At 72.1% G+C, this 15,802-nt stretch carries 12 protein-coding genes, 1 tRNA gene and 1 pseudogene; 4 read left to right on the top strand and 10 right to left on the bottom strand.

Translation table 11 applies throughout. The annotated features are described in order from the left end of the window. Positions 1-49: 49 nt before the first annotated feature. The 3 genes from ACKUB9_RS26850 to ACKUB9_RS26840 form a co-directional block, all read right to left on the bottom strand. A complete protein-coding gene (locus ACKUB9_RS26850; protein ID WP_407529042.1) occupies positions 50-502 on the bottom strand; it encodes a YqaA family protein in 453 nt (150 codons plus the stop codon). 55 nt (positions 503-557) lie between these two features. After that, entirely contained in the window at positions 558-1,637 is a 1,080-nt protein-coding gene (locus ACKUB9_RS26845; RefSeq protein WP_407529041.1) for an NAD-dependent epimerase/dehydratase family protein, read from the bottom strand. 456 nt (positions 1,638-2,093) lie between these two features. After that, a complete protein-coding gene (locus ACKUB9_RS26840; protein ID WP_407529040.1) occupies positions 2,094-3,311 on the bottom strand; it encodes an ATP-grasp domain-containing protein in 1,218 nt (405 codons plus the stop codon). A 153-nt stretch (positions 3,312-3,464) separates the two neighbouring features. Between ACKUB9_RS26840 and ACKUB9_RS26835 the strand changes: the two genes are divergently transcribed. Beyond that, positions 3,465-3,893 carry a GNAT family acetyltransferase gene (locus ACKUB9_RS26835; protein ID WP_407529039.1) on the top strand — a complete coding sequence of 143 codons (429 nt, stop codon included), beginning with the start codon at positions 3,465-3,467 and terminating at the stop codon, positions 3,891-3,893. A 3-nt stretch (positions 3,894-3,896) separates the two neighbouring features. Here ACKUB9_RS26835 and ACKUB9_RS26830 read toward each other — a convergent pair whose 3' ends face one another. From ACKUB9_RS26830 to ACKUB9_RS26810, 5 genes and pseudogenes are all read right to left on the bottom strand, one after another. Next, positions 3,897-7,178 (bottom strand): TRCF domain-containing protein, encoded by a 3,282-nt coding sequence (locus ACKUB9_RS26830; RefSeq protein WP_407529038.1) that lies wholly within the window; start codon positions 7,176-7,178, stop codon positions 3,897-3,899. Positions 7,179-7,510: 332 nt separating this feature from the next. Beyond that, on the bottom strand, positions 7,511-7,744 hold the full coding sequence (locus ACKUB9_RS26825; RefSeq protein WP_407529036.1) for a hypothetical protein: 234 nt from the start codon (positions 7,742-7,744) through the stop codon (positions 7,511-7,513). A gap of 290 nt (positions 7,745-8,034) precedes the next feature. Further along, positions 8,035-8,559 (bottom strand): annotated as a pseudogene (locus ACKUB9_RS26820) (c-type cytochrome); the annotation flags it as partial. A gap of 197 nt (positions 8,560-8,756) precedes the next feature. Further along, on the bottom strand, positions 8,757-10,052 hold the full coding sequence (locus ACKUB9_RS26815) for a PQQ-dependent sugar dehydrogenase (protein ID WP_432760184.1): 1,296 nt from the start codon (positions 10,050-10,052) through the stop codon (positions 8,757-8,759). Positions 10,053-10,349: 297 nt separating this feature from the next. After that, entirely contained in the window at positions 10,350-11,366 is a 1,017-nt protein-coding gene (locus ACKUB9_RS26810) for a TRAP transporter substrate-binding protein (protein ID WP_407529033.1), read from the bottom strand. 296 nt (positions 11,367-11,662) lie between these two features. Between ACKUB9_RS26810 and ACKUB9_RS26805 the strand changes: the two genes are divergently transcribed. After that, a tRNA-Arg gene (locus tag ACKUB9_RS26805) sits at positions 11,663-11,739 on the top strand. Here ACKUB9_RS26805 and ACKUB9_RS26800 read toward each other — a convergent pair. Together ACKUB9_RS26800 and ACKUB9_RS26795 are read right to left on the bottom strand one after the other, a co-directional pair. Next, positions 11,710-12,492 carry a recombinase zinc beta ribbon domain-containing protein gene (locus ACKUB9_RS26800; protein WP_407529031.1) on the bottom strand — a complete coding sequence of 261 codons (783 nt, stop codon included), beginning with the start codon at positions 12,490-12,492 and terminating at the stop codon, positions 11,710-11,712. The two genes, ACKUB9_RS26805 and ACKUB9_RS26800, sit on opposite strands and share 30 nt — an antisense overlap. 275 nt (positions 12,493-12,767) lie before the next feature. Then, a complete protein-coding gene (locus ACKUB9_RS26795; protein ID WP_432760183.1) occupies positions 12,768-13,187 on the bottom strand; it encodes a transposase in 420 nt (139 codons plus the stop codon). 432 nt (positions 13,188-13,619) lie between these two features. Here ACKUB9_RS26795 and ACKUB9_RS26790 point away from each other — a divergent pair, with 432 nt between their 5' ends. Together ACKUB9_RS26790 and ACKUB9_RS26785 are read left to right on the top strand one after the other, a co-directional pair. After that, positions 13,620-14,750, top strand: coding sequence for an alpha/beta fold hydrolase (locus tag ACKUB9_RS26790; RefSeq protein ID WP_407529029.1), 1,131 nt, complete (start codon positions 13,620-13,622; stop codon positions 14,748-14,750). A gap of 45 nt (positions 14,751-14,795) precedes the next feature. Further along, the coding region (locus tag ACKUB9_RS26785; protein ID WP_410825955.1) for an FAD-dependent monooxygenase at positions 14,796-15,802 on the top strand (1,007 nt) is incomplete at its 3' end.

The raw sequence follows: 15,802 nt of genomic DNA, 5'->3' as shown, positions 1-15,802 counted from the left end.
TGGTCTCTCTGGGATCTTGGGCGCTGCGAGGGCCTGGGTCGCCGGGCGGTCAGGCGGCCGTGAGCCAGGTCGTCCCGAGCGCGACCGTGCCGTGACCGAAGAGCTTGCCCGCCAGGACCAGGATCAGGAACAGGCGGAAGTCGGTCCGCAGCAGGCCGGCCACCACCGTGATGGCATCCCCGAAGGTCGGCAGCCAGCACAGGGCCAGCGCCCAGACGCCGTAGCGGCGGAACCACGCCGTGGCCCGGTCCAGGGCCGCGGCCGGCAGGCGGATCCAGCGGTTTTCGGCCAAGCCGGCGACGCGGTGGCCGACCAGATAGTTGACCGTCGCTCCGCCGACATTCGCCACCACGGCCGTGGCCAGGAGCGTGAGCACGCTCCCGGCCTGCACGGCCAGGAGCCCGGCCAAGGCCATCTCGGACGATCCGGGCAGGAACGGCAGGAACGTGCCGGCGATGAAGGAGGTGACGAACAATCCGACGACGGCCGGCAGAGCATCCATGAAGCGCCCTCGCTCGCGGGGCGGGAACAGCGCGCGAGGCCGGCTGCGGTGTCAATCACCTTTGATCCGCGGCACCGCCCGCCGGACCGGCCTCGCCCGGCGCGGCGGTCAGGAGCGGCAGCCGGGGCTGCCCCGCCTCGGGGAGCGGCCGGACGTCCCGGTCGGACCGGCGGACCAGCCACGCCACGGCCAGCGCCAGGGCCTCGTCGATCGGCCGCGGCCGGTAGCCGAGGTCGAGGCGTGCCCGGCCGTCGTCGCACGGCGCCGACCGGAGCGCGAGCCGCACGCCCTCGCGCGTCGCCACCGGGCTGCGATGGGTGAGGTGGTCTGCCAGCCATTCGGAAATGGCCGCGGCCGCGAGGGCGACGCCGCCGGGCAGCGCCACCCGCGGCATCGGCCGGCCCGAGAGGTGCGTCAGCCGGGCAAGGAGATGGCGCAGCCGCAGCGTCTCGCCGCCGAGGATGTAGCGCTGCCCGCGCCGGCCCCGCTCGCCCGCCAGACGGATCCCCTCGGCCGCGTCCCGGACGTCGACGAGGTTGAGCGTGCAGTCGAGATAGGCCGGGGTGCCGCCGCCCAGGAAGAGCGAGAGCATCGCCGCGGGCGGCGTCAGGTTCCGGTCGCCCGGACCGATCGGCACGGCCGGGCTGGCGATGACCACGTCCTGACCGGCCCGCGCGGCCGCCAGCGCCGCGCGCTCGGCGAGCACCTTCGATCGCGTGTAGGGACCGGGCATCCGCTCAGGGGCCGGAAGACCGTCCCCGTGCACCGGGCCACCACCCTGCCCCGCTGCGAGTAGGACCGTCTCGGTCGAGCAGTGAACCACGCGGGCGCCGCGCGGGGCCAGGGCCAGGACGCGCTCCGTGCCCAGGGTGTTGACCCGCGCGAAGGCCTGCCGGTCGGCGGACCACAGATGCGCGATGCCGGCCAGGTGATAGACCCGCGCGACGCCGTCCATCGCGGAGGCGAGCACGGTATCGTCCAGGATCGAGCCGCGGCAGAGATCGATGCCCGCCGGCAGGCCGCGCGGATCGCCGCAATCGAGCACCCGGACGGCGCGTCCCGACCGGAGCAGAGCGTCGACCACGTGGCGGCCGATGAACCCGCAACCGCCGGTGACCAGATCGATCGGCGTCATCGGTGACCTCGGCAGTGACCGTGGCACACGGGCGCCAGCTTAGTGGATCTGGCCGGAGGCGGTCGTTGATCGTCGTCAAGATTGGCTGATGATCGAGATGTGCCGCTGATCGCGTTGTCCACGGTCGACGACCGTTGAACACGGCCATGTCGGACCGCGAAAAGGTCCGCTCCAACCCCCTTTCCCGGACGACTGAAGCGAAGCGAAAGGAGATCCGGGACCCAGCGTAAGATGTCGCGAAGCGTCCGCCTCTCTGCGCCGGTCAAAATGTAGAGCTGCTGCGCGGCATATTTTCTGCTGGGTCCCGGATCTCCTTCCATTTCGTTTGAGTCGTCCGGGAAAGTGGCGGGCGCGAGAATCCGCTCTCCTGAGTCTGAAATCTCTGCCGCCCACGAATTCATCCGAAGTGCCCTGCACGACCGCCCCCGCGCCCCCACTTTCCCGGCCCGCGACAGATCAGGCCATCGCCTCGATCCGGCGCATCGCCTCGGGGGTGAGGAGATGCGCCCCCCAACCGCGCCGCACCAGCGCCGGGGCGGCCCGCGGCGAGGCCAGCAGCGCCGCCGCGAGGCCGAGGAGCGGCAGCGCGCTCGCCGGGTCGCGCCCGATCGGGGTCAGCTCCTCCCGCGCCCCGGCGAACGGGCCTGCGGCGCGGGCGAGCTGCGCGATCGTTCCGAGAACGGCGCGGCGGCGGCCGGTGCGGAGCGCGGTCCCGAGGATCGCCTGGAGGGAGAGGCGGGTGCGGATGCCCGGCTCGCCCGTCAGGCAGGCCGCGATGGGCCGGCCCGCCGAGACCTGCACCAGCAGGTCCGCGAGGTTGAGGCCCGCCAGGGTGGCGGCCATGGGCTCGACGAGGCGGGGATTGCCGTCGATGTAGAGCGGGTGCTCCCCGCTCCCGTCGATGAAGTAATCCACCGAGAGGGCTCCGTGCCAGGACAGGTGCGCGCCGAGGCGGGCGAGGTCTTTCGCGATCCGGGGCCGCCGCACGCTCTCCTTGAGGGCTGCGCCCCCGCCTCCCCCCTCGATGAGCCGGCGCGTGGCGTGGAACCCGACGAGGCGTCCCTGCTGGAAGACCGCCTGGGCCTGTTCCAGGGGCGCGTTCACCCAATCCTGCACCAGCACCGGCCCCGCGCCGGCCGGGAGTTGCGCGATCTCGGCGATCGCTTGGTCGCGGTCGGCGGCGCTCCGGATCAGCCACGTGCCGCGGCTCGCCGTGCCGAGCGCCATCTTGGCGACGAACGGTGTGTCGTGCCGCAGGAGGCCCCGCGGATCGTCGAGGAGGCGCGTGCGCGGCTGCGACAGCCCGAGTTCGGTCAGGAGGTCGCCGAAGCCGAGCTTCGTCTGGACGCGCGCGTAGGCCGCGAAGGCGGGCAGCGCCAGCGCCGCGTGGCGCCCCAGCTCGGCGGCGACGCGCGCGACGAGGTAGCCCTGCTCGTGGATCGGCAGCAGGACGTCCGTCCCGCCCTGCGCGAGGAGCCCGCGCAGGGTCGCGCGAAATCCCTCGGGATCGGTGCCGAGGGGCGGGCAGCGGTGGCTTTGCGCGACGAGCCGGGAGAACCGGCCGAGGCAGAAGGGCTCGGGATCGCAGTACGCGACCTCGTGCCCGGCGAGCGCGAGCGCCGTGATGGCCTGGCGCGCCGACGTGCTGCTGCCTTCCGTCAGCAGGATGCGCATGCTCTCCTCGTCGCTGCGGGCCGGCGGCGAGACCGGCGTCGCGAAGGGTCAACGCGCGGGTGGCCCGGCCGCGTTGCCGGGGGAGCTCGCGTCACCGCGGCGTCAAGCACGGCGTCTAGACCGATCGGTTTCCGTTCCTCTCGGAGTGCCCTCATGCGGCTGACCATCCGGAGTGCCGGGCCGGACGACGAACCCGGTGTGGTCGCGCTGTGGCGCGCCTGCGCGCTCATCGCACCCTACAACGATCCCGGCGCGGATTTCCGGTTCGCGAAGGCCGGAGCGTGCTCGGACGTGCTCGTCGGCGAGGACGGGATCGGCCGCCTGCGCGGCAGCGTCATGGTCGGCCATGACGGGCACCGCGGCTGGCTCTACTACGTCGCGGCGGACCCCGAGGCCCGCGGCGTCGGCATCGGCCGACGGATGGTCGAGGCCGGCGAGGCATGGCTGCGCGAGCGCGGCGTCGTGAAGGTCCAGCTGCTCGTGCGCGAGACGAACACGCAGGTCGTCTCGTTCTACGAGCGCCTCGGCTTCGAGATCACGCCGCGCACGATCATGGCCAAGTGGCTGACCCCACCGGGATAGGCGTCATTCCGGCTGCAGACTGCGCAGGAACCGGGCGGCGAGGCGGCCGAGATCCGCGGGATCGACGCCGCTGCACGCCAGGATCAGCCTCTCGCCGCGCCGGGTCACGCCCTCCATCGTCGAGCGCAGGTCATCCGCCCGGCCGGGATCGATGTCGGCGGCCAAGCCCTGCGGCCCGCCGCTCAGGCGCAGGATGCCGAGATCCAGGCAGGCCGCCCGCAGCCGGGCGAGCGCGAGCAGCGCCTCCACCTCCGGCGGCAGCGGCCCGAAGCGGTCCTCGATCTCGTCGCGCAAGCCATCGGCCTCCTCGCCCGTGCGCAGCCGCGCCACCCGGGTGTAGAGGGTCAGCCGCAGGTCCGGCTCCGGCACGTAGGAATCGGGCACCCGGCCGGAGAGGCCGAGCCGGATCTCGGGATGCCGCTCCTCCGCGGGCTCGCCTTGGGCCGCCTTCACCGCCAGCGCCAGCAGGTGCTGGTAGAGACCGAGCCCGATCAGCTTGACGTGGCCGGCCTGATCCTCGCCGACGAGATCGCCGGAGCCGCGCAGGTCGAGGTCGCGCGCGCTGACGGCGAAGCCCGCACCGAGCCGGTCGAGCGCTTCGAGGGTCCGCAGGCGCTTCTCGCTCGCCGGCGGCAGCTTGCGGTCGGGGTCGACCAGCAGGTAGGCCGCCGCCCGCCGCTGCCCGCGGCCCACCCGCCCGCGCAGCTGGTGCAACTGCGCGAGGCCGAACCGCTCCGGCTGCCACACCAGCATGGTGTTCGCCCGCGGCACGTCGAGGCCGCTCTCGATGATGGTGGTGGCGAGCAGCACGTCGCCCTCGCCCTCGGCGAACCGCACCATCACCTCGTCCATCCGCGCGGGGTCGAGGTCCCCGTGCGCCACTACCACGTTCAGGTCGGGCGCGATCGCGCGCAGCCGCTCCTCCATCCGGCCGAGATCGGATATCCGCGGGCAGACCACGAAGCTCTGCCCGCCGCGGCGGTGCTCGCGCATCAAGGCGCTGCGCACTGTGTCGGGATCGAAGGGCGCGATCACGGTCCGGATCGGCTGACGCACGACCGGAGGCGTGGCGATCACGCTGAGATCCTGCAGGCCCACCAGCGCCGTCTGCAGGGTGCGGGGGATCGGCGTCGCCGTGAGCGTCAGGACGTGGGTGCCCTGCGCGGCGCGGCGCAGTCGCTCCTTCTGCGCGGTGCCGAAGCGCTGCTCCTCGTCGATGATCACGAGGCCGAGATCCTTGAAGCGCACGCCGCGGCCGGCCAGGGCGTGCGTGCCGACCACCAGCCGGACGCTGCCGTCCGCGAGCCCCGCCTTCACCCGCTTGGCCTCAGTCGCCGGCGTGAGGCGCGAGAGCTGCGCGGGCACGATCCCGAACCGGCTGAAGCGGCGCCGGACGGTGGCGAGGTGCTGGCGCGCGAGCACGGTGGTGGGCGCCGCGATGGCGACCTGCCGGCCGGCGAAGAGCGCCGCGGCCGCCGCGCGCAGGGCCACCTCGGTCTTGCCGAAGCCCACGTCGCCGCAGATCAGGCGGTCCATCGGATGCCCCAACGCGAGGTCGCCGAGCACCGCGTCGATGGCGCTCGCCTGATCCGGCGTGAGGGGAAAGCCGAAGCCGGCGCTGAAGCGCTCCATCTGGCGGTCGGGCGCGACCAGGGCGTCCGCGCGGGCCGCGCGGCGGGCGGCGATCCGGTCGGTCATCATCCGGGCCGTCGCCCGGATCGCCGCCTCGACGCCCGCCTTGCGCTTGGCCCAAGTGCTGCCGTCGAGCTTGTCGAGGGTGACGGCCTCGGCCGCGGAGCCGTAGCGCCAGATCCGGTCGGCCTGGCTCACCGGGACGAGCAGCACGGCCTCGTCGGCGAAGCGCAGCCGCACGGATTCCTCGGCCCGGTCCTCGGAGCCCGCCACCGCCTCCAGCCCGTCGAACAGGCACAGGCCGTGATCCTCGTGGATCGCGACGTCGCCGATCCGCAGCTCGACCTCGCCCATCGGCAGGGCCGCGGCCGTCCCCTCGCCTGCCGCCGCGGCCTTCGCCCCCATGAGGTCCTGCGCCGCGAACACCGTCACGCCGGCTTGCGGCACCCGGAAGCCCGCCGCGATCGGCGCCTCCAGCACCGCGACCGTGCCGGGCTTGGCCCGCGCGATGTCGGCCCAGCGGTGGGCCCGCAGCAGCTTGCGGCCCAGCGCCTCCACGCCGGCCTGTGCGAGGCGCCGCAGGTGGGGCCGCGGCCCGGCCAGCACGATCCGGTCGCCCGCGGCCATCCGCGCGATCAGGCTGCGCCGAAAGGCGGCGGCCGGGTGCCGCTCACGGGCGAAGGCAGGCCCGGCCACATCCTCGCGCTCCTGCGCCGTCCCGACGCGATGGCGGGCCAGGAGCGCCGACCAGTCCTCCGCATTCAGGTAGAGCCTCTCGTCCGGCGCGGCCCCCTCGGCGCCACGCGCCGCGCCCTCGCGTCCCTCCGCGATCTGCTCGAAGAAGGCCGAGGCCCTGCCCTCCGCCCCCGCTTCGACCACGAGGGCCGCGTGCGGCACGTAGTCGAGCACCGTCGCGAGCCGCGGATAGAACCGGGCCAGCCGATGCTCCTGCCCGGTGAAGGGCTTCAGCGGCTCCGGGGCATCGGCCGCGAGGATGATCTCGGTCGCCGGGTCGATGACGAGCTCATCGGCCTCCGTCACCGAGCGCTGCGACACCGGATCGTAGGAGCGGATCGCCGTGACGCGGCCCTCGTCGTGCTCGATGCGGCAGGGGCGCGGGGCCGCCGCCGGAAAAACCTCGACGGTGCGGCCCCGGACGGCGATCTCGCCCGGCTCGTCCACCCGGTCGTCGAGGCAGTAGCCGAGGCGGGTGAGCGTCGCGGTCAGCGTCTCGACGTCGAGGTGGTCGCCGACCCGGATCTCGGCCCGCGCGCCAAGCCACGTGGCGGGCGGCGGCACCCGCTGGATCAGCGCCGGGGCGGTGGTGAGGAGGAAGTCCGGCAGATGGGCCGCATCGGTCAGCCAGCGCAGCACCCCGGCGCGCGCGCCCATGAGGCCGCGGGAGGGCGAGGTGCGGTCGAAGGGCAGGCAATCCCATTCCGGGTAGACCGCCACCCGGTGCTCCGGATCGAGCGCCCGCAGGATCGCGGCGATGTCGTCCAGCCGCCGGGCGTCACGCGCGACGAAGATCAGAGGCTTGGCATCGCCGGCGAGCCCGAGCAACGCCACCGCGAGGGCGCCGGACGGCTGTGCCGGCGCGGAAATATCAGATGTGGCTCCGTCGATCTCGATTCGCGCCTGACGCTTCAACATGGGTTGTACGCACCACTCCGACCGACACGGGCTCGACAACGCGGCGTGAGGCGGCAAGGTCCTGGGCGAATCGGTCGTCGGACCGCGATGGCTGTGGACGATCCTCGACCGCGCCCGGCTCCGCCCTCGTGCGTTGCGCCAGGAGCGGCAGGCCTCCTTGCCGGAGGCCGGACTTGTCGTCACTTGCGCTGATCGTCGAAAAACCTCAGCACGGACCGTGAACACCGCCCCTCGTGCAACCGGCCGGTTGCGGCGGACGCTGCGCCCGGTCCGGTCCGAACCGGTTCCGCGGGTCCGAACAGACGCCGAACGCGCGAGCGCGCCTCATCCCTTCAGCGATCGTGGTCGCCGGCGTCCAGGAGGGCGCGGGCGACGACATGGATCAGTCCTCCCGTGACGATTGAAGCCAAGGAGATGGCCAGCGCCTGTAATCCCGTGACGCCAGGGTGCGAACCGAAGCTATACGCCAGCAACGACCCGCACGTTCCGGCCGACACCACACCGGACGCAATGGTGTTGAGCCATATCGCTGACAAACGCCGACGTTCCTGGTTCACTGCGAGCATGCCTTTACCGCTGCGGAAGGGGTTGGGCGTCGAATCTGGTAGCTGCTGGTGGAAGGGAGGATGGCTGAGGGTCTCCAAGCAGGCAAGAACAAAACAAGAACGAATGAGAACGCATCCGGTTCGGTCGGGGACACGCAGGGCGTGTCCCCCTGTGGAAACCTGTGGATGAAGGTCAGCGTCGGTCGACGGCAGGCGGCTTGGCGGCGCTTGGCAAAGGTGCCGTCATCGCACGGCGCGGCGTGCCCTCCGCGCCGGAGCGAGGCCTGCCCGGTCGGCGGGCCGATCCGCGCTCAGGTGCGCGAGAGATAGGCGGCGAGGTCCCGGATGTCGGCCTCGCTCAGGCCCTGCGCGACCTCGTTCATGGCGGGGTCGTAGCCCGGCCGGGCATTGCTCTTGTAGCCGGCCAGCGCCTTCAGGAGGTAATCCTCGCGCTGGCCGCGGATGCGCGGGATCGTCTCCCGCCCGGCGAGGTCGGCGCCGTGGCAGGAATTGCATTGGTGGCGCCCGACGAGCCCCCGCGCCCGCTCGGCGAGCGCGGCCTCCGGCCCCGCGCCGCCCGGCGCCGGCGGCGGCAGCTTGGCGATCTCGTCCGCGAAGGCGCGCAGGTCGTCGTCCGAGAGGCCGGCCGCCATCTCGTTCATGGGCGGCGCGGTGCGCTGGTTCTCCCGGAACTGGTAGAGCTGCGTGATGAGGTAATCCGCCGGCTGCCCGCCGAGGGAGGGCACGTCCGGCGTCTCGGAGCGGCCGTCCGCGCCGTGGCAGGCGAGACAGGGCGCGAGGCGCTCGCCCAGGGGTTCGGCGGGCGCCGGGCCGGCGGCNCACGTCCGGCGTCTCGGAGCGGCCGTCCGCGCCGTGGCAGGCGAGACAGGGCGCGAGGCGCTCGCCCAGGGGTTCGGCGGGCGCCGGGCCGGCGGCGCACGCCAGCAGCGCGAACGCGAGGAGAAGTCGTCGCATCATCCATTCCGAGGAGGTGGCCTGCACGCGGCGTGATCGCCGCGTGCAGGGGCCGTGGTCACGGCTGGTGGCTGATCCGGTAGATCGCGCCGTTGTAGTCGTCCGAGACCAAGAGGGAGCCGTCCTTCGCGACGAGGACGTCCACCGGCCGCCCGAGATAGCGGTTGTCCTCCAGGAACCCGGTCAGGAACGGTTCGACCGACGCGACCTTGCCGTCCGGCCCGAGCTTCACCGCCACCACGTCCCCGCCGAGCTTCTTGGTGCGGTTCCACGAGCCGTGCCGGGCGACGAAGATCGCGTTGCGGTAGGGCTCCGGGAACTGCGTGCCGGTGTAGAAGCGCATGCCGAGCGCGGCCGTGTGAGCGCCGAGCAGCGCGGCCGGCGGCGTGAAGTCGGCGCAGGACCGGCCCCAGCCGTATTCGGGATCGGTGAACGTGCCCTGATGGCAGTACGGGAAGCCGAAATGCTGCTTACCCGCCTCGCCCAGCACGTTGAGTTCGTCCTCGGGGATATCCTCCGACATCCAGTCGCGGCCGTTGTCGGTGAACCACATCTGCTTCGTCGCCGGGTTCCAGTCGAACCCCACCGTGTTGCGCACCCCGTTGGCCACCACCTCGACGCCGCTGCCGTCGAGGTTCATCCGCCGGATCTGCGCGTGGGTGTCGGGCGGCATCAGGATGTTGCCGGGCGCGCCGACCGGCACGTAGAGCTTGTCGTCCGGGCCGATGGCGATGAATTTCCAGCCGTGCGCCTCGTCCTTCGGCAGGTCGTCGTAGACCAGCACGGGTTTCGGCGGGTTGTCGAGATGCGCCTCGATGTCGTCGTAGCGCCAGATCTTCGAGAGTTCGGCGACGTAGAGCGCGCCCTTGTGGAAGGCGAGGCCGTTCGGCCGGTGCAGCTTGGAGGCGATGACCTTCACCTCGCGCTTGTCCCCTGTCTCGCGGATCGCGTAGACGCGGTCGAGCAGGCGCGTGCCGGCGAAGACCGTGCCCTGGTCGCCCTGGCGCAGGGAGCGCGCATTGGCGACGCCGCTGGCGAAGATCTCGACCTTGAAGCCGGCCGGCACCTTGAGCTTGTCCAGCGGCAGCTTCGCCACCGGCGCCGGCAGCGGCGGGGCGGCCACGGGGGCGAGTTTCGCGGCCTCGCCGGAGTCGGGGCGGCCGTAGAGGGCCGAGCCCCGGTCCTGCGTGGCGGCGGGGGCCGCATTGGTCGCGGGCGCGGCGGGCGCGGCGGGCGCGCTGCCGGGCGTCGGAGCCCCGCTCGGCTGCTGTTGGGCGGACGCCCCTTGCAGCGCGGCGACGAGCACGGCGCCCGCGAACGTGGCCCGCAGGCCGCGCGATCGGATGATCGGCATTTCTCCTCCCGGTTGTTCGACACCGCAGAGACGCGGCTTGCGGGTGGTTGTAGGGCGGAAGCGGCCACTGTCAGCAGGCACCATGGCGGCTTGGAGCCGTGCCCGCCTCTGTCGTCGAGGCCATGGTGCGGCACGCCGGTGCCCTCGGCCGCGCGGAACTCCGTTCGACGCAAGCAGACCGCCTTCCGGCGCAAGCGCCGGGCACGGCCATTCAGCGCCGCGCCATCGTCCAGCCCCGGGGAGTGCGGGGCCGGTCTCGCCATCGCGCGCCGGCCGCCGCGTGCGGCTTAACCGGCATCAGGCCCCGAGTGGGCCCGTGTAGCGCTCCAGCGCCCCCCAGGCGTCCGCCCCGAACTTCGTTTTCCACTCGGCGTAATAGCCCGCGGCGACCAGCGCCGCGCGGAAGGCCTCTCGGTCCGGTGTGTTGATGGAAAGACCCTTGGCCCGCAGCCGCGTCTCTCCTTCGGCGTCCATGCGCGCGAACACCTGACGCTGCTTCTCCGCCGCGGCATCGAAATGACGGCTGATCAGAGCCTGCGCGTCACCCGGCAGCGCGTCCCAGGTCCTGCCGTGGGCCAGGATCCACAACCCGTCCCAGCTGTGGCCGGTCCGCGAGAGATACTTCTGCACCTCGTAGACCTTCGTGGCCTCGATCTGCGGCAGTGAATTCTCCATCCCGTCCGCCACCCGCGTCTGCAGGGCGGCGTAGGTCTCGGCGAGATTGATCGTCGTGGGCGAGGCCCCGAGCGCCCTGAACAAGGAGGTCAGCAGGGGGCTGGGCGGCACCCGGATCTTCAGGCCCTGCAGGTCGGTCACCGTGGCGATCGGGCGGACACTCGTGATCACATCGCGAAAGCCGTTGTCGACGACCCGGAAGGCCCGCAGGCCGAACTTGCCGAGCGCGTCCCGGATGCGCTCGCTGAGTGGCCCCCCGTCGAGGGCGGCCCAGAGCGGCCCGTAGCCGGAAAACGCGTAGGCGACGCCCGGGATGCCGGCGAGCGGCGCCAAGGTCTGGAGCGAACTCACGGACGTGAGGGTGAAGGCGATGGCGCCCGAGCGCAGCTGCGACTGCATGCTCAGCTCACTCCCGAGCTGGCTGTCGGGGTAGAGCGTGATGTCGATCTGGCCGTTGCTGTCGGCCCGGATGGCATCGAGCGCCTCCACCAGACAGGTGCTGGCCGGGTGGGCCTGCGGCATGGGCGAGCCCATGCTCATGCGCGGCACCGCCGCTTGGGCCCGCACGCGCCGGGACGCGAACGGGATGGCGAGCGCCGCCGCGCCCGCTTGGCTGAAGAGCGCCCTGCGCGTGGGCATCGTGGCTCCTCCCTCTGATCCTCGCCGGGTTGTTCCGGTCCGAGTCGGAGACCACCCGTTGCCGGCCCGTTTGACAAGCCCAAGGGACGCGCGAGCCCTGCTCGAAACCGACAGCCGGCCACCGGGGCGCAATCCCGGCCCCCGCCGGTTCTCTCTCCCTTCGCCGGCGCACCCGGCGCGAGGCGAACGTAGGGTCTTGGCCCTCGGAGGGACCGCTCGGATTCCATCGAGCGGATTCAATGCCCGCCGTGCCGTTGCACCCCGGCGCGTCATGCGCTAGTGAATGGCCGCGGCTGGCACCCGTAGCTCAGCTGGATAGAGCGTTGCCCTCCGAAGGCAAAGGTCACACGTTCGAATCGTGTCGGGTGCGCCACTTCCGTACAGAACTGCGAACACCGGGCGTGGCTGATGAGGCCATACCGACGACGGCGGCTTCCAAGCTCGCGTTGTCGCCGACGATGCGGATAACGTCGGCATCCACCTCGACCCTGTCGACGATCGCCTGCAGCCACGCCTTTCGGAACGGGACTTCGCCACTCGTCACGTTCGCGCGCATCAGACGCCGAAACTTCTCGACGAGCTCAGGCGCGATCTCGGCCGGCGCATGCTCGGCCACGTGGATCCGGTCGAGGGCAGTCCGAGCCCGGTCCCGCTCTTCCTTCAGCGCCGCCAAACGCCCCTTCAGTATGTCGCCGAGATCGGTCGCCCCCTCCTCGACCATCCGGTAGAGCCGCTTCAGCTTCTCTTCCGCTTCGCTCACCTCGCCGCGCAAAGTCGCCACGCGGCCGTCGACCTGCGCCGCCTTCTCGGCCCGCAGCGCCCAGAGCGAGGCCAGCGTCGCCCGCAGGCGGTCAGGCTGCAACGACTCGGTGACGAGGTGATCGGTCACCAGCGTGTCGAGGGTGTCCATGAGGATGCTGCGGCCGGTGCAGCCGGTCCGGCCCATCCGGCCGTGCGTCGAGCAGCTGTAGTAGCGATGAACCTTCCCGGACTTCGACGTGCCGGTGCGCAGCGTCATCGGTCCGTTGCAGGTCGTGCAGGTGGCCAGCCCAGTCAGAAGGATCGGGCCAGTGACCACGCGGGCCGGCGTCACACGCGGATTGTGCGCCTTCAAGGTCGCCTGCACGGCCTCGAACTCGGGTAGCTCGATGATCGCCGGCGCGGTGATCGGGGATGTGCTCGGCCGACGGCTTCTGCGCTAGTACTACAGTTGCACTTCTTGCCGTGATCGGAGATGGGCTGCCCGTGCGGTGGCCTGATGCCGTCGTCGCCAGAGGGACCATGCCAGCAGCAATGCGCGCACGGGGATGAAGGCGAGGACGAGGCGGGCGAGCATGTGTCGGATCTCCGGGACGGAGAGCGGCGGCAGGTCCTCAGACGGTTTCCGACGCGGACGTCGCTTCAGGCGGCCGCGACGGCGGCATCCGGCCTCCTTTCGTTCGGTTTGCCAGCCGCGACGCGCACCAACTCAGCGCGCAGCCGCGCGAGGAAGGCGAGCGCGGCCATGCAGAGCGTCATGTGGCGGTGCCATCCGTCCCAGGAGCGCGCCTCGCAGTGGTCGAGACCGAGTTCGCCCTTGGCGGTGCCAAAGCAGGTCTCGATGGTCCAGCGCAGCCCAGCGACCCCGGCCAGTTCGGACAGCGTGGTCTCCATGGGCGCGAACACGACATAGTAGGCGCGCTCGGAAGGCTCGCGCAGGCTGCGCCGGTGTGAGGTTCGGCGACATCGTTTCAATTTCGCCGTCCGCGCTCCTGGCCGATCTGGCATCCTGATTGCTGGTTCTGCTGTCGAGCTGTGGGCAGCGCGGCACGCGCTGTCCATCAGATCCCCAGCCAGTGCGGAGCCGGTACAGAGTTGGCGAAGGCCATTCTGGGATTATCGGAGTTCCACCCCCGGACCGGCAACGCCGGCCTCGTCCGCTGGCACTGTTGCGGCGGCCGGTGGAGCAGAGCCACCGGCCCAGGTGAAACGATCTCGCCAGACCCTACACTCTGGGATCTCGGCTCCCAGCTCGGGCACAGTTGCATGGCCGCCTACCATGTGCGCGGACCCAACCCTGACCGTCGCGATCAGCGGTTCTGACGCGAATGGCTCGCCGGTCATGGGGAGCCGTGTCCGCCTGTGCATCGTGGAGAAGTGAGGATGCAGCCGATGTCGTCATCGAGGTCAGCGGACGAGGTGCGCTCCCCGCGGCGTCCGAATCGCTCAGCCGGTCCCGTCCGCCTGCTCACCGCGGTGATGATCGTCTGCGGGATGATTGACGTAGGGGGAACGCCCGCACTGGCGCAGGCGGCACCCCAGGCGCGATCAGGCGCGCGGATCGCGCCCGGCACGCTGCTCGACTCCCAGCCGCTGCCGAACGCGCCGGAGGGTGCGGCGGCCTACCGTGTGCTCTACCGCTCGACCGGGCTGCGCGGCGAACCGATCGCCGTCTCGGGCGCCATCATCGTGCCGGCCGGACCGGTGCCGCCCGGCGGCCGGCCGATCGTCGCCTGGGCGCACCCGACCACCGGCGTGGTCGACAAGTGCGCCCCCTCGCTCGCCCGCGTGCTTGATCGCTCGATCCAGGGCCTGCGCGAGATGCTGGCGCGCGGCTACATCGTCGCCGCCACCGACTATCCGGGTCTCGGCACCCCCGGCGTGCACCCCTACCTCGTCGGGATCAGCGAGGGACGCGCCGTGCTCGACTCGGTGCGGGTCGCCCGCCAGCTCGCAGGACCCGGAGGTGCCGCGAACGCCTTCGCGGTCTGGGGCCACTCGCAGGGCGGGCACGCGGCCCTGTTCACCGGCCTCCTCGCCCACGGCTACGCGCCCGACCTGACGCTCGTCGGCGTCGCGGCCGCGGCGCCCGCCACCGAACTCGCGACCCTGATGATGGCCGACCTCGACACCTCGGGCGGCAAGAACCTGACCGCCATGACGCTGTGGTCGTGGTCGCGCGTCTACGGCGCGCCGATCACCAAGGTGGTGACGCCACAAGCCCTGCCCGTCATCGACGAACTCGCCAACGAATGCATCGAGACGATCGTCGACGTGCTGGAGCGCCGCGGCCCGTCGCGCGCCCTCGACCGCAGCTTCCTGGCCGTCGACAACCTCGCCGACCGGGAGCCCTGGCGCTCGCTCCTGGCGCGCAACACGCCCGGCACGCTGCCGCCGCGCATCCCGGTCTTCCTGGCGCAGGGCAGCACGGACAACCTCGTGCTGCCGCGCGTGACGCAGGATTATCGGGCGCGCCTGTGCCGGGCCGGCAGCCGGGTCGCGTTCGACCTCGTTCCCGGCGTGGGGCATCTCTCGATCGCCAGGGATGCGGCACCGGCCGCCATCGACTGGATCGGCGACCGCTTCGCGGGCGAGCCCGCGCCGAGCAATTGCGGGGCGGAGTGAGGGCCCGACCAGTGCCGGACCTCAGCGCTATTTTGGGAGGAAGCGATGGCGGATGTCCTCGTGGTCGGAGCCGGACCGGTCGGCCTGACGCTCGCCTGTGAGTTGGCCCGGCACGGCGCACGCTGCCGGATCATCGACCGCGCGCCGCGGCCGCTGCCCTATTGCCGGGCCATCGGCGTCACGCCCCGGACGCTGGAGGTCTGGGACGACATGGGCATCGCCCGCGAGATGATCGATGCCGGGCTCTGGCTGACGGGCCTGCGCTCCATCGTCCAGGGACGACCACCGACGGACGCGCCCAACCCGGCGCTGGACCTGCCTTTCGCCGCGCTGGGCCTGCCGCAATACGAGACCGAGCGCGTCCTCGCCCGGCACCTCGACCGCCACGGCGTCCGGATCGAGCGGGGTTCGGCCCTGACGGCGTTGCGCCAGGATCCGGACGGGGTCGCGGTCCGCATCGAAGGCGAAGACGGGACGGCCCAGGAAGACCGTTTCCGCTACGTGGTCGGCTGCGATGGGGCGCACAGCGCGGTGCGGCGCCTGCTCGGCATCGCCTTCGACGGCGCGGCCTACCCTTGGCCCTTCATGCTGGGCGACGTGAGGATCGGCTGGGACGTGCCCTACGGCATGTCCGTGCGCGCCCTGCGGCTGGTCGAGGGCGGGCCGCCCGACATGTTCGTCGCCATCCCGCTGCCGGAGCCGGGCCGCTACCGCGTCTCGATGCTCGCCCCTGCCGCCCTCGTTCCGTCCGCCGGCACGGAGCACGGCATCCAGGCCGAACTCAGAGGACCCTCCCTCGCGGATCTCCAGGCGGTGGCCGACGATCTGCTGCCGGACCGGCCGCGCCTCGCGGACCTGCGCTGGTCCTCCGTCTACCGCATCAGCATGCGCCTGGCCTCCGCCTACGGCCAGGGCCGCTGCTTCATCGCGGGCGACGCCGCGCACATCCATCCGCCGACAGGCGGCCAGGGGATGAACACGGGGATCCAGGACGCCTACAACCTGGCCTGGAAGCTCGCGCTGGTACTGCGCGGCGCCGGCGCCGCGAGCCT

It is taken from the genome of Methylobacterium oryzisoli, from assembly GCF_046557895.1.
GTDB classification, from domain to species: Bacteria; Pseudomonadota; Alphaproteobacteria; order Rhizobiales; family Beijerinckiaceae; genus Methylobacterium; species Methylobacterium oryzisoli.
Note: the sequence above shows the minus strand (reverse complement) of the source record. Positions and strands in the feature narration are given on the sequence as shown.